Here is a 23771-nt window from a genome sequence, read left to right as displayed (position 1 = left end):
AAGCCGGGCGGGGTGTCAAGCGAGGCCGCCTGGCGAACGCGGATCGATGGATTGAACTTTCCGCCGCGCGGGTGTGAAGTCGGCGGGCTCGAGGGAGGAAAAACAATGAAGAGCAGGATGAAGATCGTCGCGGCCGCGGCCGTTTGCGCCGTGGGGCCCCTGGCCGGCGCCGGCCCCGCCGCGGCCCAGAACTGGACGCTGTTCTCCACCACCGACCGCACGGCCTATCTGGTGGACGCCGACACCCTGGCCGCGACCGACGGGACGGCGACGACGCGTCTGGCCCGCGTGCCCCGCACCGGCGACGCCGGCGACCTCAGCTACGACACCGAGGAGGTCGAGGTCCGTTGCGCCGACCAGCAGTCGCGCTCGGGCCTCAGCGTCGCCTATGGGCCCGACGGCGCCGAGACCGATCGCTACACCGAGGAAAGCCCCTGGGAGCGCGCGCCCGACGGCACCATCTACGCCGACGTCGTGTCCTTCGTCTGCGACGACACCCGACCGGCGGGAACCCCCTATCCCGACATCGCGGCCTTCATCGCCGCCGGCCGGAAATAGGCGCATTGACGGCGACGCTTGGCGCGGGGCGTAAAATGCGCGAGCGTGGCGGGGCCTCGCAAGGAGACCCCGCCATGCGCCCTTCGCCCTTCGTCTCCGCCTTGGCCGTCCTGGCCGTCTTGGGGGTCGCGACCGCCTGCGCGCCCGCGACCAGGTCGAACCCGTCCAGCGGGCTTGCGGACACGCCGCGCCGGTGCTTCCAGGTGGACCGGGTCCAGAACTTCCGCGCCACGGCGGACCAGACCCTTTATCTTCGCACCTCGCGCCGCGACGTGTTCGAGGCGCGGGCGCTGGGGGCCTGTCGCGATCTGGACTGGGCGCTGGGCATCACCCTGGCGGGACAGGGCGTGTCGACCGTCTGCACCGGGGACACCGCCTTCGTCGTTCCGCGCGGCGGCGGCGCCATCCCCGACGGCCCGTGCCGCATCCAGGTCGTGCGCCAGCTGACGCCCGAGCAGATCGCCGCCCTGCCCGACCGCGACCGGCCCTAGCGGACGGAGTCAGACGTCGACGGCGGCGTCCAGGGCGTTGTCCTGGATGAATTCGCGGCGGGGTTCGACCACGTCGCCCATCAGCTTGGCGAACAGGTCGTTGGCCTCTTCCTCGTGCTCGACCGAGACCTTCAGCAGGGTGCGGGCGTTGGCGTCCAGCGTGGTCTCCCACAGCTGTTCGGGGTTCATTTCGCCCAGGCCCTTGTAGCGCTGGATCGACAGGCCCTTCTTGCCGGCGTCCAGCACCGCGTTCAGCAGGTCGATCGGTCCCCGGATCGTGGTCGACTTGTCCTTGCGGCGGAAGGTCGCCGGGGCGTCGAAACCCTCGAAGGCGGCGGCGCGCTCGGCCAGGCGACGCGCGTCCAGCGAGCGGATCAGGGTCTCTTCCAGCACGATCGTCTCCTGCACCGCCCGGCGGGTGCGGGTGAAGACGACCGCCCCTTGCGCGCCGGGCTGGCCGCTCCAGGCGCCGTCGCCCTCCTCGGCGTACAGGTCCAGGCGCGTGGCCGCCGCGGCGGCGGCGCGCGCCAGGTCCGCGTCCTCGACGAACAGGCCGGCCATCGCCGCCTGCTCGATCGCGAAGGCGGGGGCGCGCTGGCTCAGGCGGTCGACGCCGGCCTTGAAGGCCTTGGCCTCGCGCACCAGGCTCTGCAGGTCCTGGCCGGTGCGGCGCTCACCCGTCGACAGGTCCAACTCGGCCTCGGACACGCCCTCCTCGATCAGGAAGGCGTCCATCTCGGCCTGGTCCTTCAGATAGCGGCTCTGCTTGCCCTTGGACGCCTTATAGAGCGGCGGCTGGGCGATATAGACGTGGCCGCGCTCGATCAGCTCGGGCATCTGGCGATAGAAGAAGGTCAGCAGCAGGGTGCGGATATGGGCGCCGTCGACGTCGGCGTCGGCCATCAGGATGATCTTGTGATAGCGCAGCTTGTCGGCGTTGAAGTCGTCGCGGCCGATGCCGGTGCCCAGGGCAAGGATCAGCGTCCCGATCAGGTCCGACGACAGCATCCGGTCGAAGCGCGCGCGCTCGACGTTCAGGATCTTGCCGCGCAGGGGCAGGACCGCCTGGTTCTCGCGGTTGCGCGCCTGTTTGGCCGAGCCGCCGGCGGAATCGCCCTCGACGATGAACAGTTCGGACTTGGCGGGATCGCGCTCCTGGCAGTCGGCCAGCTTGCCCGGCAGGCTGCTGATCTCCAGCGCCGACTTGCGTCGCGTCAGGTCGCGCGCCTTGCGGGCCGCCTCGCGCGCCGAGGCCGCCTCGATGATCTTGGAGACGATCAGCTTGGCCTCGACCGGATGCTCCTCGAACCATTCCGACAGCCCCTCGGTGCACAGCGATTCCACCGCCGGGCGCACCTCGGACGAGACCAGCTTGTCCTTGGTCTGGCTGGAGAATTTGGGATCGGGCACCTTGACCGACAGCACGCAGGTCAGGCCCTCGCGCGCGTCCTCGCCCGAGACGGAGACCTTCTCCTTCTTGGCCAGGCCCGAGCTTTCGATATAGCCGCCCATCACCCGCGTCAGGCTGGCGCGGAAGGCCGACAGGTGCGTGCCGCCATCCCGCTGGGGGATGTTGTTGGTGAAGCACAGCATGGTCTCGTGGTAGCTGTCGTTCCACCACAGGGCCAGGTCCAGCTCGACACCGTCCTTCTTGCCGCGAATGACGATGACGTCCTTCAGGATCGGCTGCTTGGACTTGTCCAGGTGGCGCACGAAGGCCTCGACCCCGCCCTCGTAGTGCAGGGTGACGTCGATCGGCTCGGCGTGGCGCAGGTCGGCCAGGCGGATGACCACGCCCGAGTTCAGGAAGGCCAGCTCCCTGAGGCGGTGCTCCAGCGTCTTGAAGTCGAAATCGATGTGGCTGAACGTCGTGATCGACGGGAAGAAGGTGACCTCGGTGCCGGTCAGCAGCTGGCCGGCCTTCTCGCCCGTCTCGCGCACGGGCGCCTCGCCGGTGACTTCCAGCGACTTGACCGTGTCGCCGCGCTCGAAGCGCATCTCGTGGCGCCGGCCGTTGCGGTAGATCTTCAGCTGCAGCCAGTCGGACAGGGCGTTGACCACCGACACGCCCACGCCGTGCAGGCCGCCCGAGACCTTGTAGGAGTTCTGGTCGAACTTACCGCCGGCGTGCAGCTGGGTCATGATGACCTCGGCGGCCGACACACCTTCGCCCTCGTGGATGTCGGTGGGGATGCCGCGCCCGTTGTCGGTGACGGTCACCGATCCGTCGGCGTTCAGGATCACCTGGACCAGGTCGGCGTGGCCGGCCAGGGCCTCGTCGATGGCGTTGTCCACCACCTCATAGACCATGTGGTGCAGGCCCGAGCCGTCGTCGGTGTCGCCGATGTACATCCCCGGACGCTTGCGCACCGCGTCCAGGCCTTTGAGAACCTTGATGGAATCGGCGCCGTATTCGGGCTGTTCGGCAATCGGATCGGTCATGAAATCGTCGGCTCTGAAGTCCCGACCGGGACAGGGATGGAGCGCCGCTGCGGACGCTCGAATCGACGACGGAGTCGCACCGCGCCGAAGCCCGCAACATATAGGAAATTCCGACGAAAAAGCGAGGATTTCCGCGCCGGAATCCTAGCCCGCCTCCAGCGCCCCGCCGGCGATGCGGACGAACTGGGCGCGGCCGTCCAGGCCGGCGAACAGGGCGCGTTCGGTGCCGGTCATGAAGGCCTGCAGCTTCAGGGCGACAATCTCGTCGAACAGGGCGGCGCGGCGGCCTTCGTCCAGGTGGGCCGGGGCCTCGTCCAGCAGCAGGATCGGGGCGGCCGGCTGGTCGGCCAGGCGGGCGATCTGGGCCAGGATCAGGTTCAGGACCAGGGCCTTCTGCTCGCCCGACGAGCCCTCGGCGGCGGGGCGCCGCTTCTCGCGGTGAAGGGCGGTCAGGTCGGTGCGGTGCGGGCCGAACAGCGACCGTCCGGCGGCGCCGTCGCGGGCGCGGGCGCGGGCGAAGCCGGCGCGCAGGGCGGAGACGACCTCGGCCCCTTCTGCGCCGCCTTCCACCATCGCCTCGGCCTCGCCGGCCAGGCCCAGGTCGGCCTGGGGAAAGGGCCGGTCGCCGCGCGCGTCGATGGCGGCCTGAAGGGCGTGCAGGGCGGCGACGCGGGCGAAGGCGGCGCGGGCGCCGGCCTCGGCCAGGCGCGCCTCCAGCGCGTCCAGCCAGACGGGATCGGCCTCCCGGCCCTCCTGGGCGTCGTTCAGCAGGCGCAGGCGCTCGCGCAGGGCCTTTTCATAGGCCGAGACGCTGGCGGCGTGGTCGGGATCGGCGGCGAAGACCAAGCGGTCGAAGAACTTCAGCCGCTCGGCGCGGGCGTCGGAGAACAGCCGGTCCTGCTCGGGCGTGGCCCAGACGGGACGCAGATGATCGAGCAGCCGGCCCGGCTGGGCGGTCTCGCCATTGATGCGGACGATGCGGCGGGCGGCGCCGGGACCGGGCACGCCGGTGCCCAGCCGCGTCTCGTCGTCCAGTTCGACGCTGACGGCCCAGGGACGGCCGGTCGCCTCGCCCGGCTCGCGCCGGCCCATCTCGACGGCGGTGGCGTTGCGCAACCCCTTGCCGGGGGTCAGCAGGCTGATCGCCTCCAAGAGATTGGTCTTGCCCGCCCCGTTCGGCCCATGCAGCACCACCGGCCCGGACGCCAGATCCAGCCGCGCGCTCGCGTAAGAGCGGAAGTCGGTGAGGGCGAGGGAAATCAGACTCAAATCTATCCGCTCATCCCGGCGAAAGCCGGGACCCAGTCCTTTCGCTCGGCGCGATCTAGCCGAGCAATGTTGGAAACAGGTCCGCCCATGCCGGGTTCTTGCGCTCGATCAGTTCCAGCTTCCAGACCCGTTTCCATTCCTTGATCTGACGTTCGCGCGTGAAGGCGGCGTCGCGGGTATCGTGAACCTCAAACCAGACCAGCAGGGCCACGCCGTGTTTCCGGGTGAAGCCCGCGCGCAGCTTGTCCCGATGTTCAGCCACGCGACGGACCAGGTCATCAGTCGATCCGGTATAGAGCGTCCCGTTCCGGCGGCTGGCGACGATGTAGGTGTAGAACGCCAACGCCAGGCTCCGGTGCGAACGAAAGCACTGGGTCCCGGCTTTCGCCGGGATGAGCGGAAATATCAGACCCTGAGCGGCATCAGCACGTACTGCACGCCCGGATCGCCCGGATCGAGGATCAGCGTGGGCGAGGCCGGGTCGGCGAAGCGGAAGGCGGCGTTTTCGCCGGTGATCTGGCCGGCGACGTCCAGCAGGTAGCGGGCGTTGAAGCCGATCTCGAACGGCTCGTCGGAATAGCCGATCTCGACCTCTTCCTCGGCCTGGCCGGCTTCCATGTTGCGCACGGTCAGCTTCACCCGGTCGTTGTCGAAGGCCAGCTTCACCGAGCGGCTCTTCTCGGCCGAGATGGTGGCGACGCGGTCGACGGCCTTGGCGAACAGGCTGTTGTCGATGTCGGCCTGCTTGTCGTTGCCGCGCGGGATAACGCGCAGATAGTCCGGGAAGGCGCCGTCGATGACCTTCGACGTCAGGCTGGCCTCTCCCAGCTGGAAGCGGATCTTCTGGGCCGAGACCTGGACCTCGACCGGGCCGGAGGCGTCGTCCAGCAGGCGGCGGACCTGGTCCACGGTCTTGCGCGGCACGATCACGCCGGGGCCGCCGGCGGCGCCTTCCGGCGCGGGGGTCTCGGCCAGGGCCAGGCGGTGGCCGTCGGTGGCCACGGCGCGCAGCAGGGGCACGCCCTGTTCGGCGACGGTGTGAAGATAGAGGCCGTTCAGATAATAGCGCGTCTCCTCCGTTGAGACGGCGAACCGGGTCTTGTCGATCAGCCGGGCCAGGTCTTCCTTGGGCAGGACGTAGGACGCCCCGGCGCTGTCGGTCGACATGACGGGGAAGTCGCCCGCCGGCAGCACCGGCAGGTTGAAGCGCGAGCGGCCGGCAGACACCACCAGGCGCGGATCGTCGCCGGAATAGGTCAGCGAGACCTCGGCGCCCTCGGGCAGCTTCCTGACGATTTCGTACAGGGTGTGGGCCGGCGCGGTGATCTGGCCCTCGACCTGCACCTGGGCCTCGGCCTCGTCGACCATCTCCATGTCTAGGTCGGTGGCGGCGAAGGCCAGCCGGTCGCGCCCGGCGCTGAGCAGGACGTTGGACAGGATCGGAATGGTGTTGCGCCGTTCGACCACGCTCTGGACGTGGCCCAGGGCCTTGAGAAGCGCGGAACGTTCGATCGTAAGCTGCATGTCGTCTCGCCCGACGCGGCCCGACTCGTAACGGCCGCGGTTAAATGGCCTTGGACACTAGCGGATCAGGCGGCGAGGGCAAGGAAGGCGACACCGACCGTGCACAGAATTCTCCCTCCCCTTCATGGGGAGGGTGGTCGCGAAGCGACCGGTTGGGGGCGGCCTGAAAAGGCCGCGTCGGCCCAGATGCGCCCGATCCGGAAAGCGCCGCGTCGGCCGCCCCCACCCGACCTCGCTGCGCTCGGCCACCCTCCCCATGAAGGGGAGGGAGAATTTCACCCCCGCAGTTTCCGCGTCAGGGCTTCCACGTCGCGGGCGATCTGGTCGTCCTTGGGCATCAGCTCCTCGATCTTGCGCACGCCGTGCAGGACGGTGGTGTGGTCGCGCCCGCCGAAGCGGCGGCCGATGTCCGGATAGGAGCGGGTCGTGTGCTGCTTGCACAGATACATGGCGATCTGGCGCGGGCGGGCGACCGAGCGCGTGCGGCGCTCGCTGAGCAGGTCGGCCTGTTTCAGGCTGAAGTGCTCGGCCACCGTCTTCTGGATCTCGTCGACGGTGATGCGGCGCTCGGGCCCGCCGCGCAGGGCGGCGCCCAGCAGGGCCGAAGCCTCGTCCAGGGTGACGGCCGACAGGCGCGCGCCGGCGGCGGCGGCCAGGGTGTTCACCGCCCCCTCCAGTTCGCGCATCGAGCCGGGCGTGCGGTCGACCAGGTGGGCCAGCACCTCGGGCGCGGCCTCGCCCTTGACGACGCCCAGGGCCGACAGGGCGGCCAGGCGGTTCCTGGCCACGGCGATCTTCAGTTCGCGATCGCCCGCCTCGACCGGGCAGGTCAGGCCGGCGGCCAGGTGGCTGCGCAGGCGCGGCTCGACCTCGGTCAGGGCCATCGGCGCGCGGTCGGCCGAGAAGACGATGCGCTTGCCGTCCTCGATCAGGGCGGTCAGGGTCGACAGCAGCTCTTCCTGGGTCGAGGCCTTGCCGCCGACGAACTGGACGTCGTCCAGCAGCAGCATGTCGGCCGAGCGCAGGCTGTCCTTGAAGGCGGCGGTCGAACGGTCCTGCATCGCCTTGACGAAGGTCGACAGGAAGCGTTCGGCGGTCAGATAGACCACCTTGGCCTCGGGGCGCAGGCGCTGGGCCTCCCAGGCGATGGCGTTCAGCAGGTGCGTCTTGCCATAGCCGTAGGGGCCGCAGAAGAAGACGGGGTTGAAGTGGCCGTCGGCCCAGGTCGCGACCTGTTTGGCGATGGCCAGGGCGAAGGCGTTGCCCTGCCCCTCCACGAAACTGTCGAAGGTCAGACGCTCCTGCAGGCCGGCGGCGCGCACGGCGCGGGCCCCGTCGGCGACCGGCCCCACGGTCGGGGCGGCCACGCCGGACGAGAGGGCGGCCAGACGCGGCGTGGCGTCCACCACATTGCCGCCGGCGGCGGCGACCGCCGTGGCCGGCGGGGCCGACCCCACCTCGGCGCGGCAGCGCACCTCCAGCCGGCGATGCTGGCCGTCCAGGCCCAGCCACAGTTCGTTCATGCGGCGCAGAGCGTTCTTGCGCACCCAGTCGCGGGCGTAGGCGGTGGGCGTCACCAGGATCAGCTGGCCGGCGGAATCCATCCGCACGGCCGAGGGGGCGACATAGGAGTTGAAGGGGCCGTCGCCGATCTCGGCGCGCAGGCGCACGGACGCCTCGCTCCAGATGCGGTCGAGATCGGCGCCGCCCGACCTGCCTGCCCCGTTCGCCATCGCCGTCGCGCCCCCAACCATCGTCTCAGCCACCCGCTGCTCATCTTCACCGTTCCGCCGCGCTTCAGGGGGATGCGTCAGGGACGACTTCTCCTGCCCCGAAAAGCATGGCTTTCCGAGCGGGGTCGAACCTCTGGACAGACATCTCCCGCCGACGCGAAACAAGGTCCCGCGCCGTCTTCATCCGTGTCGGGATGGAAGTGCGTTAGAGGCCAAAACTTACGCGCCGGGGGGGTGGGGTCAACGATGATTCGTTGGTCGATTCGCAGTTAAATTGTTTGACTCCGCCAAAGCCCAATTCTGCATGGGAATTTCGGCGTTCGACGGACGACGATTAGGGGTTCGCCCCTAGGAGGACTTGGCGTCGGAATGCAAAACGGCGAAGGAGCGTTCGCCCCTTCGCCGTTGTAATACCTACACATTCCCATAACGAAACGGCGACAGCCGCTCCGTGTCCGGTCAGGCGTCGCCGATCAGGCGGCCGACAGCTTCTTCAGCTGGGCGGCCAGGCGCGAGACCTTGCGCGAGCCGGTGTTCTTGTGAACCACGCCCTTGGAAACGGCGCGCATCAGTTCGGACTGGGCCTCGACGAAGGCGGCCTTGGCGACCGCGGCGTCGCCGGCGGCCAGGGCTTCCTGGAACTTGCGCAGATAGGTGCGGACGCGCGAGCGACGCGCCTTGTTCACTTCGGTCCGCGCTTCGATCTTGCGGATCGCCTTGCGGGCGCCGGGGTTGTTGGCCATGTCAAACCTTCGAACGGAAAACGCCGCGGAGCACACGTCCACGGCGCGAAAATCTCAAGAGGGCGGGCCTATAGCCGAAAGCCCCGGAACGGTCAACGCGGACTCTTCGCGTCGTCGACGGCGACTAGGCGGTCGCCCGCATGGACCTGATAAGCCTTATTCAACCAAGCCTTGGCATGGTGCGGCGAAATCGGAAGCCGCATGTCCAGTTCCAGAGTCCGCTCCTTCGCCCTCTTCGCCCTGATCGCGCTGCTGGTCCAGGGCGTCGCCCTGGGCGCCCAGGCCCAGCCCCCCGGTCCGAAACGCTCGCCGATCGAACTGGCCCAGGCCGTCGAGCGCCGCGCCGGCGCGACCGACTTCGCCGCCCTGCGGGCCTTCGGCCGCGCGGCCGAGCAGCGCAACGACCGCGAGGGGCTGCAGCGCCTCTATCACGTCGCCTGGATCATGCTGAACCAGGGCGAGTTCGACGAGGCCGCCGACTGGAACCGCCGCCTGGCGCAGGCCGCCGACCTTCAGAAGGACAGCCGCTATATCCGCATCGCCGCCCTGAACGACCTGGTGCTGCGCTACGATCAGGGCGACACCCCGGCGGCCGACGAGATGCGCCGCCAGGCGGCCGCGGAACAGGACTGGTTCGCCAAGGCCCACGCCACGCGTATCTGGGCCCTGGCTCTGATGGACCAGGACAAGATCGGCGAGGGGCTGAAACTGCTGGCGGACGCCGACGCCTTCATCCCCGACACGGCGCCCTACGCCGACGTCGCGCGCGCCGGCCTGTGGGAGATGACCGGCATCGGCCTGATGAAGCTGAACGACATCGACGGCGCCATCGCCGCCTTCGGCCGCTTCGAGATCGACTTCGCCAATCCCGACTATCCGCGCCCGGACTTCGACGCGGTGTACAATCTGGCGCGGCTGTCGACGGGGATGGGCGACGTCCAGCAGGCCCAGCGCCTGTTCCAGATCCACCACCGGCTGACCCTGCGCGCGGGCCTGCCCAGTCTGAAGGTCTATGACGCCAATCTGTGCGCCATGGTGGCCAAGGCCCGCCAGGCGCCGAACGACGTCCTGACCTGCCTTGCGCCCTATGGGGAAGACCTGGGCCAGGCCTCCTTCCTGGCGCCCCACCTGCTGCCGACGCGCGCCATCGCCCGCGCCCAGACCGGCCGCCTGGTCGAGGCCCGGCGCGACCTGGACCAGATCCGTCGCCTGGCCGCCGCCGGCCTGTTCCGCGAGGAGGGCGCCTCGGAGTTGCCCCACGTCGAGGCCGAGATCCTGTTCGCCGAAGGCCGCCCGCGCGAGGCCTATGAACGGATGCGCGAGCACGCGCGCCAGGAGAAGATCGCCGACGCCCGTCGCTTCAGCGGCGGCATCCGCCAGGTGACGGGCGACATGCAGCAGCAGCTGGCCGAGCGCCGCGCCCAGCTGGAGACCGCGCGCGCCAACACCGATCTGCAACGCGCGGTCATCGGCGCCCAGAACTGGATCACCGGCATCGCCGTGCTGTTCCTGCTGTCGGCCGGGGTCGCCCTGTTCTGGATGTGGCGCCAGTCGCGACGCCTGCGCGAGGCGCGACGCCGGGCCGAGGCCGCCAATCGCTCCAAGTCCGAATTCCTGGCCAATATGAGCCACGAGATCCGGACCCCGCTGAACGGCGTGGTGGCCATGGCCGACGCCCTGTCGCGCGCCGCGCTGCGTCCGCGCGAGCACGAGATGGTCGAGGTCATCCGCGCCTCGGGCGTGACGCTGGAACGCCTGCTGTCCGACATCCTGGACACCGCCAAGATCGAGGCCGGCCAGATCGTCATCGAGACCGCGCCCTTCGACCTGGCCGAGACGGTGCGCGGCGCCGCGGCCCTGTATCGCCCCCGCGCGGACGAGAAGGGCGTCGCCCTGCGCGTCCAGATCGACCCGGCGCTGGACCGGGCGGTGGAAGGCGACGTCGTGCGCCTGCGCCAGGTGTTGTCCAACCTGATCTCCAACGCCCTGAAGTTCACCGACGGCGGGTCGGTGACGGTCAGCGTGGCCGACGCCGGCGCGGACCGGGTCCGCTTCACCGTGGCCGACACCGGCTGCGGCTTCGACGACGCTCACAAGACGCGGATCTTCGCCCGCTTCCAGCAGGCCGACGGCTCCATCACCCGCCGGTTCGGCGGCACCGGCCTGGGCCTGGCCATCTCGCGCGAGCTGGTCGGCCTGATGGGCGGGGAACTGGACTGCGAATCCCGTCCCGGCGAAGGCGCGCGGTTCTGGTTCGACCTGACCCTGCCGCCGGCCGCCCCGGCCGCCAGCGCCGGCGAGGCCGAGACGGCCCTTGAGGCCGCGGGCGCCGACGCCCCCCTGTCCTTCCCCGCGCGCGTCCTGCTGGCCGACGACCACCCAGCCAACCGCAAGGTGATGGAGATCATGCTGAGCGGCGTCGAGACCGAGCTGGTCGCGGTCGAGGACGGCCGGGCCGCCGTCGACGCCTTCGCAAAGGGCGGCTTCGACCTGATCCTGATGGACATGCAGATGCCGGTGATGGACGGGCTGAGCGCCACGGCGGCGATCCGGGCGCTGGAGGCCGAAGGCGACGGGCGGCGCACGCCCCTGATCATGCTGACGGCCAACGCCCTGCCCGAGCACGTCGAGGCGGCGCGCGCCGCGGGCGCGGACGGGCACCTGTCCAAGCCCATCACCCTGCAGAGCCTGCTCGACGGGGTGGCGGCGGCGCTGGAGGCGACGCGGGGCGCGGTCGCCGCGCGCGCGGCCTAGACGATCGCCTTCAAACGGACTTCAACGCGGGTCGCCGGCGTTTCCGTCGCGCGTCGAACGTTGAATTCCGCGGCCTGTTGGATCGCCGCAACGCTTTCCAATCGTTCATGAATTTCGCCGCTTTATGGTCACCTTTGCAGCGTCCTCCATAGGGCGCACTTCCGCATTCGAGGCTTCTCCCCATGCCCGCCGCGTCCCTTCTCCTGCTTGCCCTGGCCCCGACGGCGGCGACCGCCAACGTCGAGGTCGCCCAAGTCCAGACCCAGACGCCGCCCGAGGACGAGGCGGTCGCCGTCCTGCCCGACATCGTCGTCACCGGCCAGCAGCGCGGCGTGGCCCTGGGCGGCCAGGAGCCCATCGTCTCTTACGACACCACCCAGCTGCAGGCGTTCGGCGCCACCAACATCGGCGAGCTGGTGACGCTGCTGGAGGCCCAGACCCGCAGCGCCCGCGGCGGCTCGCCGGTCTTCCTGGTCAACGGCCGGCGCATCTCGGGCTTTCGCGAGATCCGCGGCATCCCGCCCGAGGCGATCGAACGGTTCGACATCCTGCCCGAGGAGACGGCGCTGTCCTATGGCTACAGCGCCAACCAGCGGGTCGTGAACATCGTGCTGAAGGCCGACTTCCGCTCGCTGACCGCCTCGGTCAACGTCAGCCGTTCGGAGCAGGGCGGCCGCACCACCACCCAGTCCGAGAACAACATCCTGCGGATCGAAGGCTCGGACCGCTGGTCGCTGGACATTAACGGTCAGACCAGCAATCCGCTGTACGAGACCGAACGCGACATCGACCGCACCGGAACGAACGTGCTGTTTGACCGGGTCGGCAACGTCACGGGCTTGAACGGCGCCCAGATCGACCCGGCCCTGTCAGCCCTGGCGGGGTCCGCCGTGACGGTGGCGGGCGTGCCCGCCTCGGCCGCCGGCGGGGCGCCGAGCCTGAGCGACTTCGTCGCCACCGCCGGGGTCGCGCGCGCCGACGACCTGAACGCCTATCGCACCCTGCTGCCGCAGTCGGACGAGGCCTCGATCGCCGGGACCTACAAGCACGACCTGAACGACAGCGTCGGCCTGACCCTGAGCGGCAGCCTGGAGGACAGCTCCAGCTTCAGCTACCTGGGCCTGCCGGGCGTGACCCTGACCCTGCCGTCCAGCAGCGGCTTCTCGCCGTTCGCCAACGACGTGCTGCTGTATCGCTATGTCGACCGCCCCGATGCGCTCAGCCGATCGGTCGACACCCGCACGGCCGAACTGGGCGGCGTTCTGGACGGCTATCTGGGCGACTGGCGCTGGACCGCGACCGGCGAATACACCCGCACCGAGACCAAGACCTCGACCGGGCGGGGCGTGGACGACGACGCTCTCCAGGCCGCGATCGAGGCGGGCGACCCGTCCGTCAATCCGTTCGGCGACATCGACGGCCTGGTCGGCGACGCCCTGCGCGACACCGCCCGCTCGGTCTCGCAGACGGCCGAAGCCGAGTTCGTGCTGAACGGCACGGCCTGGGAGCTGCCGGCCGGCGACCTGACCTCGACCTTCAAGGTGGGGGCCGAGCACCAGTCGCTGGATTCCGAGAGCGTCCGGTCCGGCGCGGCCAGCGAGCGGTCGCAGTCGCGCGACCAGGGGAATTTCCAGGCCAACTTCGACCTGCCGATCGCCAACAAGGATCGCGGCGTCCTGCCCGTGCTGGGCGACCTGTCGGCCAATCTGAACCTGCAGTACGACGAGCTGTCGGACTTCGGCGGCGTGCATGAGATCGGCGCCGGGCTGAACTGGTCGCCGTGGGAGCGGCTGTCGCTGTCGGCCAACTATTCCGACGAGGGCAAGGCCCCGACCATCCAGCAGCTGAACGACCCGTTCGTCTCCACCCCCAACACGCCGGTGTTCGACTTCGCCACCGGCCAGACGGTCGAGATCACCCAGATCACCGGCGGCGACCCCAATCTGAAGGCCGAGGACAGCCGCATCCTGAAGCTGGGGGTCAACTGGCAGCCGTTCTCGGAACGCGACCTGCGGCTGAACCTGGCCTACACCCGCACCGAGACCGACAACGAGATCTCCAGCTTCCCGGCCATCACCCCGGACCTGGAGGCCGCCCTGCCCGAGCGGTTCACCCGCGACGACGACGGGAACCTGCTGTCGATCGACGCTCGGCCGCTGAACTTCGCCAAGCGCGAGCAGCAGGACGTGCAGTGGGGCTTCAACTTCTCGCGCGCGTTCGGCGCGCCCAATCCCGCGGCGGCGGCGGGTCGGGGCCGGGGCGGAGGCCCGGGCGCGGGCGGACCTCCGCCCGGGGGTCCCCCGCCGGGCGACGGCGGATCGCGCGCCGGCGGCCCCGGCGGCCCTGGCGGTCCTGGCGGCGCCCGGATGCGCGGCGGTCGCGGATCGGCCATGCAGCCCGGACAGGGGATGTTCAACCTGTCGCTGACCCACACCTGGCGCGTTCAGGACGAGGTCGTCATCCGCGACGGCCTGGCGCCGCTGGACCTTCTGGACGGCGACTCCATCAGCGGCTCGGGCGGTCAGTCGCGCCACGAGGTGCAGCTGCAGGCCGGCGCCTTCCGGAACGGCTACGGCGCCTTTCTGAACGCCAACTGGAAGTCGGGCACGACGGTCGAGGGCGACGCCCTGGGCTCGCCGGACCTGGAGTTCTCGGACCGCACGACGGTGAACCTGTTCGCCTTCGCCGACCTGTCGCAGCGCAAGTCGCTGGTCGCGCGCTTCCCCTTCCTGGACGGCACGCGCGTCGGCGTCGGGGTGCAGAACCTGTTCGACGATCGGGTCTCGGCCACCTCCAGCGACGGCGCCCGGCCGGTCAACTACCAGGCCGACTATCTGGACCCGCAGGGCCGCGTGTTCCGCATCAACCTGAGGAAGATATTGTTCTGACGGTCGGGTCGCCGGCCATCGTCGCTCCGGGGCCGCGCAGCGGAACCCGGAGCCCAGGGCGGTCCACGCGGGGTGATGCGGTCCTGGGTTCCGGGTTCGTCCTGCGGACGCCCCGGAATGACGAGGGTGCGGACGCCTACCCGTTCTCGAACGACCGCCACCAGTCGACGAACTTCGGCAGGCCGTCGCCCAGCGCGACCCTGGGCCTGTAGCCGGTCAGGGCGTTCAGCTTGGAGATGTCGGCGTAGGTGGCGGTGACGTCGCCGGGCTGCATCGGGCGCATGATCTTGTTCGCCTGCACGCCCAGCGCGGCCTCCAGCGTAGCGATCATCTCCATCAGGCCGACCGGCTGGCTGTCGCCGATGTTGTAGATCTCGTGCGCCCCCTCGGCCGGCGGGTGGTCCAGCACGCCCAGCACCCCGTCGACGATGTCGTCGATATAGGTGAAGTCGCGCGCCATGCGCCCCTCGCCATAGACCTCGATCGGCTCGCCCCGCACGATCCGGCGCGTGAAGCTGTAGTAGGCCATGTCCGGACGGCCCCACGGGCCATAGACGGTGAAGAAGCGCAGGCCCGACTGCGGAAAGCCGTAGAGGCGGGCGTAGCTCTGGCTCAGCAGTTCGCACGACCGCTTGGTGGCGGCGTAGAGCGAGACCGGGCTGACGGTCGGATCGTCCTCCCTGAACCCCTGCCCGTCCAGCGGCCGGTCGCCATAGACCGAACTGGACGACGCATAGACCAGATGTTCGATCCCGGCGTGGCGGCAGGCCTCCAGGATCGACAGATGCCCAGCCAGGTTCGACCGCTCATAGGCGAAGGGATTGTCGATCGAGTAGCGCACCCCCGCCTGGGCGGCCAGATGCACCACCCGGTCGGCGCCGCTGTCGGCGACCAGGGCCCGCATCGCCTCGTGCTCGGCGATGTCCAGCCGCACCATGCGGAAGCCGTCGCGCCCCTCCAGCCGGGCGGCGCGCGCCTCCTTCAGGCGCGGGTCGTAATAGGCGTTGAAGACGTCGACGCCGACGACCGCCTCGCCCCGGTTCAGCAGCCGTTCGGCGACGTGCATGCCGATGAAGCCGGCCGCCCCCGTGACGATGACCGGCCGCGCCATCTCAGCCGCGCCCGATGCCGGAGTATCGGAAGCCGCGCCGCTGCATGTCCTCGGGCCGGTAGATGTTCCTCAGATCGACCAGCACCGGCTGGTTCATCAGCAGCTTGACGCGGTCCAGGTCCAGCGCCCGGAACTGGTCCCATTCGGTGACGATGACCACGGCGTCGGCGCCCTGGACCGCGTCATAGGCGCTGTCCTTCATCTCCACGCCGTCCAGCAGTTTCGCGGCCTCGTGCATCCCCTCGGGATCGAAGGCCTGGACCCGCGCGCCCGCCGCGATCAGGGCCGGCGCGATGTCCAGCGACGGGGCGTCGCGCATGTCGTCGGTGTTCGGCTTGAACGTCAGGCCCAGCAGGGCGACGGTCTTGCCCTGGACGCTGGCGCCCAGCGTCTTCTCGACCCGGCCCGCCATGGCCTGCTTGCGCGCGTCGTTGACCGCCACCGTCGCCTCGATCAGCCGCGTCGGCGCGCCATACTGCTGGGCCGTGCGGACCAGGGCGATGGTGTCCTTGGGAAAGCACGACCCGCCGTAGCCGGGGCCCGCGTGCAGGAACTTGGCGCCGATCCGCTTGTCCAGGCCGATGCCGCGCGCGACCTGCTGCACGTCCGCGCCGACCGCCTCGCACAGGTCCGCCATCTCGTTGATGAAGGTGATCTTCATCGCCAGGAAGGCGTTGGCGGCGTATTTGATCAGTTCCGACGTGCGGCGGTTGACGAACAGCAGCGGGCTCTCGTTCAGGTTCAGCGGGCGATAGAGTTCGCTCATCACCGTGCGGGCGCGCTCGGCCGCCGCGTCCTCGTTGACGCCGATGACCACCCGGTCGGGCCGCTTGAAGTCGCCGATGGCGGCGCCCTCGCGCAGGAATTCGGGGTTGGAGACCACGGCGAAGTCGGCGTCCGGATTGACCCGGCGGATGATGGCCTCGACCTCGTCGCCCGTGCCGACCGGCACGGTCGATTTGGTGACCACGACGGTGAAGCCCTGGATCAGGCCCGCGATCTCCTCGGCCGCCGCATGGACGTAGGACAGGTCGGCGTGGCCGTCGCCGCGCCGGCTGGGCGTGCCCACGGCGATGAAGACGGCGTCGGCGGTCCGGATCGCCTCGGCGCCGTCCTGGGAGAAGGACAGGCGGCCGTCGCGTACGTTCGTCTCGACCAGATCGTCCAGGCCGGGTTCGAAGATCGGGATCTCGCCCCGGTTCAGCCGCTCGATCTTGGACGGGTCCTTGTCGATGCAGACGACCGTGTGGCCGAAGTCGGCGAAACAGGCTCCCGACACCAGGCCGACATAGCCGGACCCGATCATGGCGACGCGCATACGAAGGCTCCCGTGACGAACGCCCCGCTATAGGACAGGCGCCCGCGCCGGGGCTAGACCTTGATCGGCTAAGGCGTCGCTTCGCGATCCCGGCCTCAGTCGACGGTCGGCGTGAAATCCACGTCGAAACGACAGCCGCCGTCATAGCGAGGGGCCGCTGCCTGGCACAGCGCCGCCACGCCCTGCGGCGTCGGCTTGTCGCCCGCGTCCAGCCAGCGCGACATGGCCTGGAACAGGGCGACGTACTGCGGCGCCGACAGGCGGCTGTGCTCGGCCTCGTCGGTGAAGGTCTGGACCAAGAGGTCCGACCGGCCCGCCGCCGCCACCGTCCGGCGATAGGCGGCCTCGTTGGAGACGAAGGCGGTCGGATCGGCCTTGCCGTGGATGGTCAGGGTCGGCGCCACGATCAGGCCGCTGAGCGCCGCGTCATAGGCCAGGCGCGCCTCGCCCATCGGATCGGCGGCGAACCGCTGCACGCCCGCGTTCAGGGCCGCGTCGTCGTGCGAGCCCGCATAGACCGTCGCGCTGTTGTCGAACGGATTGAGCCCGTCCAGCCGCGTCTGCACCATGTCGCGGAACAGGAAGGTGGCCCAGACCAGGTGCGAGACCAGCTGGTCCTCCTCGATCCCGACGACGGCCAGGATGTCGGCCAGGTTGCGCTTCTGCTCGGCCGTGCGCCGGCTCTCGGCCAGGCCGACGCCGGTGCAGGCCTGGACCCGCTGGGCCAGCTGGGCGCGGGTCATCGCGCTGTCCATCGGCAGGCCCCGCCACAGCGGATACTGCGGCTCGTCCGGGGCGGGGTGGTTGTGGCAGTAGAACTGATAGACGGCGCGCAGGTCGGCGCGGAAATCATAGGCGCGGGCTCCGCCGGCCAGGACGCCGCTGGTCAGCACCACGCCGTCCCAGACCACCTGCCCCTCCGCGTCGCGGGCGTAGAGCTCGGCCGTCTTGGCCGCGACATTGCCGCCCCAGGACTGGCCGTGAAGGATCGTGCGGCGCGGCCGGCCGAAGGCGTCCCAGAAGATCCGGCGCAGGTCGTCGGTGTCCTCGGCCGCCATCCGCACGCCGTAGCCGCCCCGGCGATAGGTCGAGCCCGCCCAGGCGTAGCCCTCCTTCACCGTCATGGAGAACCGCTCCAGATCCTCCAGCGGGTCGTCGGGTTCGGGCGCGGCCGTGCGCGGCCCGCCGTGGGCGTGGACCACCAGCGTCCCGTTCCAGTCCTTGGGCACGGCGATCCAGTAATACCCCCCCTTGGCCGCCCGCCCCGACCAGCACCGCGTCTGCTGCGGCAGGAAGTCGGGACAGGCGGCCGGGTCCGGGGAGGGATCGGACGGGGCGGCGGCGGGGGCGGCGGCCTGCGTCGTCTGGGCGGCGGCGAAGGGCGCGCCGATCAGCGTCAGGGCGGCGGCGGCCGCCAGCATCGGGATCGGGCGCATCCTTCGCCTCCTCGGATCAGAACGTCTTGGAGACGTTGACGTACCAGTAGCGGCCATAGGGACGGTACAGCGATCCCAGATAGCCTTCCGACGACAGCGGCGGCTGTTCGTCGGTGATGTTGCGGGCGCCGACCCGAACCGTCGTGCCCGAGGCGAAGCCGTAGCCGTCCTCGAACTCGTACTGGCCGTACAGATTGCCGGTCAGCTGGCTGTCGACCGTCCAGGCGTCGCCCTCGGAGCTGAGGAAGCCCGTTTCGGTGACCGAGCTGATGTACTGGGTGAAGGCGCCGACCTGCCACGGGCCCTGCGACCAGGTGAACGAGCCCGACACCCGCCATTCCGGCCGGCCGTTGCGGGCCAGCAGGGTTTCCGAGATCGGCAGCGGCGTGTTCTCGTTGATCAGGCCCTGTTCGCGCGCCTCGAACAGCGATTCAACCAGCGGGCCGGCCGAGCGGTTGAATTCCATCAGATGGGCCGCGTTCAGGCTGGCGCGGAAGTCGCCCCAGGGCGTGCCGCGCAGCCGCCATTGCATGCCGATGTCCAACCCCTCCACCGTCTGCGGCAGCAGATTGATGAACTGGTCCTCGATCGAGGTGATCTGGCCCACGGGGGTGATGCCGCTGCCTTCGAAGAAGGCGATGTCGTCGGCCGTCACCGGGGCGCGGTTGACGTTGTCGTTGGTCGTGCCCTGCAGGATGTTCAGATAATCCAGCACGACGTTGGACTGGGCGCCCAGCAGGCCGACGATCTTCTCCTGTTCGATCTTCCAGCGGTCGATGGTGAAGGTGAAGCGGCCGAACTGCTCGGGGATGAACCAGGGCTGGAACACCAGGCCGATCGACTGGTTGGTGCTTTCCTCGGGCTCCAGCTCCGGGTTGCCGGACACCAGCAGCGAGGCGCTGGCGGGCTGGGAGCATTCGTTGAAGTTGTCGATCCGGCCCAGGCGCAGGTCCGCCTCGCAGCGGATGTAGTCGTTGTTGGTCGACAGGCGCGCGTACTGGGCCGCATTGGTCTGTTCCAGGTTCGGCGCGCGGAACCCTTGCGAATAGGACCCGCGAACGCGAACGCCGTCGATGATGTCCCAGGCCATCGCGATCTTCGGCTTGGCGACGTCGCCGAAGTCCGAATAGTGCTCGTACCGGCCGGCGATCTGGAAATCGAGGCTGCGCACCAGCGGCACGTTCATCTCGGGCGAGACCACCGGCACTGCGAACTCGACATAGGCCGAATAGACCTCGCGCTCGCCGTAGGTGTCGGGGTTGGAGCTGACGGCGGCGATGTTCGAGATGCTGGTTTCGCCGCTGATCATGTCGACGAAGACGTTGGTGCCGTCCAGGTCCTCGTCGCGGTCGTCGCGCTGGGTCTCCTTGCGGGCCTCGACGCCCAGGGCGACCCCCACCGGCCCGCCCGGCAGGGTGAACAGGTCGGGACGGCTCACCTTGAAGTCCCAGAGCGCCAGGGTCGTCTTGGACACCCGCGTCAGGTCGGTGCTGATGGCGTCGATCGCGGTCTGCGAACTGGGCGTGCAGTCGCCGCCGCTGGTGTCGTCGACGCAGCCGCCGCTGAAGGGGTTGTAGGCGTCGGGCGTCGACAGGGCCAGGCTGGCCTGCAGCGCCGTCAGGTTGATGGCGTTGGAGGTGTCCGTCGCCTCGGCCTCCGAATACAGGATGGCGCTTTCCCAGTCGAAGCCGCGCCATTCGCCGCGCAGACCGCCCAGGATGCGCGACTGCCAGTTGTCGACGTCAACGACCTGCTCGCCCACGTCGTTGAAGCGATAGCGGACCAGCTTCACGTCTGTGCCCTCGGCCGGAACATTGCTCAAGCCCGGCAGGCGGTTGGGGTTGACCGTGCCGTCGGCGAAGGTGATCGGCCCAAACGGGTTCCAGTAGTTGCTGGCCGGAATCCACAGCGGGTTCAACAGGATGGTGGCGGGCTGGATGTTCTGGGTGGTGGCCGTGTAATAGCCCAGCTCCCCGAAGGCGGTGACGCCGTTGTCCAGGTCGTAGTGGCCCGAGACGAACAGGTTCAGCCGCTCGACGTCGGGCGAGACGGTGGCGCCCCGCGCGCCGTCGTAGCGCAGGTCGCGCGCGGCGGCGCTGCTGTAGCTGATGTTGCCGCTGGCCAGGCAGACGTCGCCGCCGATCGGCGCGGTGCACCCCAGGGCCGAGGGCTGGTTGTGGAAGGCGCCAGCGGCGGAGGTCAGGTTGGTCGTGCCCTGGCGGACCCGGAACGGCGTCTGGAAGTTGGCCCACGACGTATAGGACGAGCGCGCGTCCGGATCGGTCGACGTCTCGTATCCCGGCACGTCGGCGAACAGGGCGCGGCGATCGTCCGAGGCGGTGTAGTCCATGTCCTCGGCGCGCTGGGCCGTGCGGTCCGTATAGTCCAGGAAGCCCGAGATGTTGCCGCGCTCGAAGTCCTTGCCGGCGAACAGGCCCAGGGTGAACTCGCGTCGGTGCGTGCCCTCGGCCCCGCCGTACTGGGCCTTCATCTCCAGGCCGTCGAAGTCTTCCTGAAGCACGGTGTTGACCACGCCGGCCACGGCGTCCGCGCCGTAGATGGCCGCGGCGCCGTCCAGCAGGACCTCCAGCCGCTCCAGCCCCGAGACCGGGATGGCGTTGGAGTTGTAGCTCAGCACCGGCACCGTGCCGGTGTCCGACGTGCCCTGGCTGGTCGGATGCTGGACGATGCGGCGGCCGTTCAGCAGGACCAGGGTGTTGCCGACGCCCAGCGAGCGCAGGTTGACCGAATTGACGTCGCCGCGGGCCGCGTTCGAGGTCTGGGGGTTGTTGGCGCTGGAGAACAGCACGTCGCCCATCTGGGGAATGGAGCGCAGCAGGTCGTCGCCGCTGACCGCGCCGGTCGCGACGATCTCTTCCTGCGTCACGACGGTGACCGGCAGGGCGGCCGTGGTCGAGGCGCCGCGGATCTGGGAACCGACGACCACGATGTCCTCGACCTGGGCGGGCTGGCCGTCCGTCGCCGGGTCCGCCTCCTGGGCCAGGGCCGCGCCGGCCGACATCAGCAGGACGGCCGAGGCCGCGCCCGCCCTCAGGGTGAACTTGGACTGCATCTTCATGTCTCCTCCTCCCGGGCCGCCGTTGTCGCCGACGGTCCCGCCTTCAAAAGTTCGCCCGCGCGGTCAGTCGTCCGCGAGGACCAGGTCGTCGCCCGGCCCGGCGGCCGGATCGGGTTTGGCCGCGATGGGCGCGGGTTGGCCGTTCAGCGCGGCGTGCAGGGCGTCGCGGTCCAGCTGGCCCTCCCAGCGCGCGACCACCACGGTGGCCACGGCGTTGCCGATGAAGTTGGTCAGGGCCCGGCACTCGCTCATGAAGCGGTCGATGCCCAGGATCAGCGCCATGCCCGCGACCGGCACGTCCGGCACCACCGACAGGGTGGCCGCCAGGGTGATGAAGCCCGCGCCGGTGATGCCCGCCGCGCCCTTGGACGACAGCATGGCCACCAGCAGCAGCGTGATCTGCTGCCAGATCGTCAGGTCGATGTTCAGCGCCTGGGCGATGAACAGGGCCGCCATCGTCATGTAGATGTTGGTGCCGTCCAGGTTGAACGAATAGCCGGTGGGCACGACTAGGTCCAATCGACATTCAGGGATTCACGTGCGGCCTGATGCGTGATTCATAGGTCTCCGCTTTGGCGGAGGTCATCGATGGGCGTGAAGCGTTATGAACTGGACGAGGCGCAGTGGGCTCGTATTGAGCCGCTGCTGCCGGGGAAGGCGTCGGATCCCGGTCGGACGGGGTCCGACAACCGGCTATTTGTGAACGGGGTGCTCTGGGTGCTGCGGTCCGGCGCTCACTGGCAGGACCTTCCCGAGCGCTACGGCAAGTGGAAGACGGCACACAAACGCTTCAGCCGCTGGGCGGCGGCGGGGGTCTGGGAGAAGGTGTTCGACGATCTGATCAAGGACCGGGACAACCAGTATCTGATGCTGGACTCAACGCTTGTGCGGGCTCACCAGCAGGCGACGACCGGTCGGGGCAGCGGCCGTAAAAAGGGGGCCTCGATCCGGCTGTGGGGCGTTCCAGAGGCGGACTGACGACCAAGGTCCACATGGCCTGCGACACGCTCGGGCGGCCCGTTCGCTTCCTCATCGCAGCCGGTCAGAGCCACGACATCCTCGCCGTGCCGGCCCTTCTGGAAGGCCATCGCCCTGCCGCCGTGCTCGCCGACCGCGCCTATGACGCCAACAGCCTTCGCCGTCACCTGGACCAGATCGGAGCCGAGGCCGTCATCCCTTCGACCCGCTCACGAAAGGTCCCGATCCCGCACGATCCGCTGGTCTACAGGCTCCGCAATCGGGTCGAGCGCTGCTTCAACAAGCTCAAGCACTTCCGCCGCTTCGCCACCCGGTTCGACAGGCTCGCGCGCCACTACCTCGCCTTCATCCACATCGCCGCCTCCATGCTGTGGATGCGGTGAATGTCGATTCATCCTAGGCCGACCACCGACTTGGCCGCGCCGGCGCGCTCCATCTTGGCGATCAGGCTGGGCAGGGCCGCCTCGGAGCTGGAGGTGCCCAGCACCAGCAGCAGCTCTTCCTTCAGGTAGCGGATCAGCTTCAGGATGTTGAAGCCGTTGGCGATGGCGACCAGCCCCAGGACGCCCACCACGAAGATGATCGACGTCAGGTAGAAGGTGGCGATCAGGGCGGCCAGATTGGCGATCGAGGCGATGCCGTAGGCCCCGATGGTGAAGGCGAAGGCCCCGAAGGCGCCGATCGGCGCGGCCTTCATGACGATGGCCACCAGCTTGAAGACGGCGATGCTCAGCGTCTCGAACAGGTCCAGCACCGGCTGGGCGCGCTCGCCGATCAGGGCCAGGGACACGCCGAACAGGATCGACACGAACAGGACCTGCAGGATGTTGCCGGTCGAGAAGGCGCTGACCAGGGTGTCGGGGATGACGCCCATCAGGAAGCCGACGATGGTGCTCTCGTGCGCGGCGGCGGCGTATTGCTCGACCGCGCCGGCGTTCAGCGTGGCGGGATCGATGTTCAGCCCGTGGCCGGGACGCACGATGTTGGCGATGATCAGGCCCACGATCAGGGCCAGGGTCGAGAAGGTCAGGAAATAGGCGAAGGCCTTGGCCGCCACGCGCCCGACGCTGCCCAGGTCGCGCATCCCGGCGATGCCGGTCACGATGGTCAGGAAGATCACCGGGGCGATGACCATCTTCACCAGCTTGATGAAGCCGTCGCCCAGCGGCTTCAGGCTCTCGCCGAAGACCGGCCAGAAGTGGCCGATCATCGCCCCCAGGGCGATGGCGATCAGCACCTGGAAATACAGGTGGCGATAGAACGGCCGGCGGACGGCCGGCGCGGTCTCGGAAGGGACTGGGATCACGAAAGGCTCCTGATGTGCGGGACGGTTTCCCGCAGTCTCCTCGACAGGCGCGATCTTCGCCACGCTCCGTGAGAGGACTATCGAGGAAGCGTCGGAGATCGACCAACCGCACTCGACGATTATTTCAGTTCGTTGATTAGG

At 69.4% G+C, this 23771-nt stretch carries 15 protein-coding genes and 2 pseudogenes; 5 read left to right on the top strand and 12 right to left on the bottom strand.

Annotation, left to right across the window (positions count from 1 at the left end; translation table 11 throughout):
- The first annotated feature begins 105 nt into the window (after nucleotides 1-105).
- Nucleotides 106-558 (top strand): surface-adhesin E family protein, encoded by a 453-nt coding sequence (locus M8231_RS01850; protein ID WP_250202124.1) that lies wholly within the window; start codon nucleotides 106-108, stop codon nucleotides 556-558.
- 74 nt (nucleotides 559-632) lie between these two features.
- Nucleotides 633-1049, top strand: a complete 417-nt coding sequence (locus M8231_RS01845) for a DUF6491 family protein (protein ID WP_249751400.1) — start codon at nucleotides 633-635, stop codon at nucleotides 1047-1049.
- A gap of 9 nt (nucleotides 1050-1058) precedes the next feature.
- Here the strand turns inward: M8231_RS01845 and gyrB are convergent, their stop codons facing one another.
- The 6 genes from gyrB to rpsT form a co-directional block, all read right to left on the bottom strand.
- Complete coding sequence (gene gyrB, locus M8231_RS01840) at nucleotides 1059-3491, bottom strand: DNA topoisomerase (ATP-hydrolyzing) subunit B (protein WP_250202123.1); 2433 nt, start codon at nucleotides 3489-3491, stop codon at nucleotides 1059-1061.
- Between the two features lie 144 nt (nucleotides 3492-3635).
- Nucleotides 3636-4766 (bottom strand): DNA replication/repair protein RecF, encoded by a 1131-nt coding sequence (gene recF / locus M8231_RS01835; protein ID WP_250202576.1) that lies wholly within the window; start codon nucleotides 4764-4766, stop codon nucleotides 3636-3638.
- Nucleotides 4767-4815: 49 nt separating this feature from the next.
- On the bottom strand, nucleotides 4816-5103 hold the full coding sequence (locus M8231_RS01830; protein ID WP_249751402.1) for a GIY-YIG nuclease family protein: 288 nt from the start codon (nucleotides 5101-5103) through the stop codon (nucleotides 4816-4818).
- Between the two features lie 62 nt (nucleotides 5104-5165).
- The gene (dnaN, locus tag M8231_RS01825) at nucleotides 5166-6284 is read right to left on the bottom strand and encodes a DNA polymerase III subunit beta (RefSeq protein WP_250202122.1); all 1119 of its coding nucleotides are present in this window, start codon (nucleotides 6282-6284) and stop codon (nucleotides 5166-5168) included.
- Nucleotides 6285-6559: 275 nt separating this feature from the next.
- Nucleotides 6560-8038, bottom strand: a complete 1479-nt coding sequence (dnaA, locus tag M8231_RS01820) for a chromosomal replication initiator protein DnaA (protein ID WP_431307131.1) — start codon at nucleotides 8036-8038, stop codon at nucleotides 6560-6562.
- Nucleotides 8039-8490: 452 nt separating this feature from the next.
- Nucleotides 8491-8760 carry a 30S ribosomal protein S20 gene (gene rpsT, locus M8231_RS01815; RefSeq protein ID WP_249751405.1) on the bottom strand — a complete coding sequence of 90 codons (270 nt, stop codon included), beginning with the start codon at nucleotides 8758-8760 and terminating at the stop codon, nucleotides 8491-8493.
- 201 nt (nucleotides 8761-8961) lie between these two features.
- Between rpsT and M8231_RS01810 the strand changes: the two genes are divergently transcribed.
- Together M8231_RS01810 and M8231_RS01805 are read left to right on the top strand one after the other, a co-directional pair.
- A complete protein-coding gene (locus tag M8231_RS01810) occupies nucleotides 8962-11514 on the top strand; it encodes an ATP-binding protein (protein ID WP_250202121.1) in 2553 nt (850 codons plus the stop codon).
- Between the two features lie 182 nt (nucleotides 11515-11696).
- Nucleotides 11697-14402, top strand: a complete 2706-nt coding sequence (locus M8231_RS01805) for a TonB-dependent receptor domain-containing protein (protein ID WP_250202120.1) — start codon at nucleotides 11697-11699, stop codon at nucleotides 14400-14402.
- A 136-nt stretch (nucleotides 14403-14538) separates the two neighbouring features.
- Here the strand turns inward: M8231_RS01805 and M8231_RS01800 are convergent, their stop codons facing one another.
- The 5 genes and pseudogenes from M8231_RS01800 to M8231_RS01780 all read right to left on the bottom strand — a co-directional run.
- Nucleotides 14539-15513 (bottom strand): NAD-dependent epimerase/dehydratase family protein, encoded by a 975-nt coding sequence (locus M8231_RS01800; RefSeq protein WP_250202119.1) that lies wholly within the window; start codon nucleotides 15511-15513, stop codon nucleotides 14539-14541.
- A 1-nt stretch (nucleotide 15514) separates the two neighbouring features.
- Entirely contained in the window at nucleotides 15515-16831 is a 1317-nt protein-coding gene (locus M8231_RS01795; RefSeq protein ID WP_250202118.1) for a UDP-glucose dehydrogenase family protein, read from the bottom strand.
- Between the two features lie 95 nt (nucleotides 16832-16926).
- The gene (locus tag M8231_RS01790) at nucleotides 16927-18267 is read right to left on the bottom strand and encodes an alpha/beta hydrolase family protein (RefSeq protein ID WP_250202117.1); all 1341 of its coding nucleotides are present in this window, start codon (nucleotides 18265-18267) and stop codon (nucleotides 16927-16929) included.
- A gap of 16 nt (nucleotides 18268-18283) precedes the next feature.
- Nucleotides 18284-21346, bottom strand: a complete 3063-nt coding sequence (locus M8231_RS01785; protein WP_250202116.1) for a TonB-dependent receptor domain-containing protein — start codon at nucleotides 21344-21346, stop codon at nucleotides 18284-18286.
- Nucleotides 21347-21409: 63 nt separating this feature from the next.
- Nucleotides 21410-21859: pseudogene (locus tag M8231_RS01780) on the bottom strand (cation:dicarboxylate symporter family transporter); the annotation flags it as partial.
- 81 nt (nucleotides 21860-21940) lie between these two features.
- On the opposite strand from M8231_RS01780, the gene M8231_RS01775 reads away from it, so the two are divergent.
- A protein-coding gene (locus tag M8231_RS01775) for an IS5 family transposase (protein WP_431307130.1) occupies nucleotides 21941-22707 on the top strand; the annotation gives its coding sequence in 2 pieces (ribosomal slippage) (nucleotides 21941-22289 and nucleotides 22289-22707; 768 coding nt in all).
- 14 nt (nucleotides 22708-22721) lie between these two features.
- Here M8231_RS01775 and M8231_RS01770 read toward each other — a convergent pair.
- Nucleotides 22722-23630 (bottom strand): annotated as a pseudogene (locus tag M8231_RS01770) (cation:dicarboxylate symporter family transporter); the annotation flags it as partial.
- Nucleotides 23631-23771 lie beyond the last annotated feature (141 nt).

This window comes from Brevundimonas albigilva (assembly GCF_023573565.1).
In the GTDB taxonomy this organism is placed as follows: Bacteria; Pseudomonadota; Alphaproteobacteria; order Caulobacterales; family Caulobacteraceae; genus Brevundimonas; species Brevundimonas albigilva.
The sequence above is the reverse complement of the archived record's forward strand: the minus strand, read 5'-3'. Positions and strand labels throughout refer to the sequence as shown.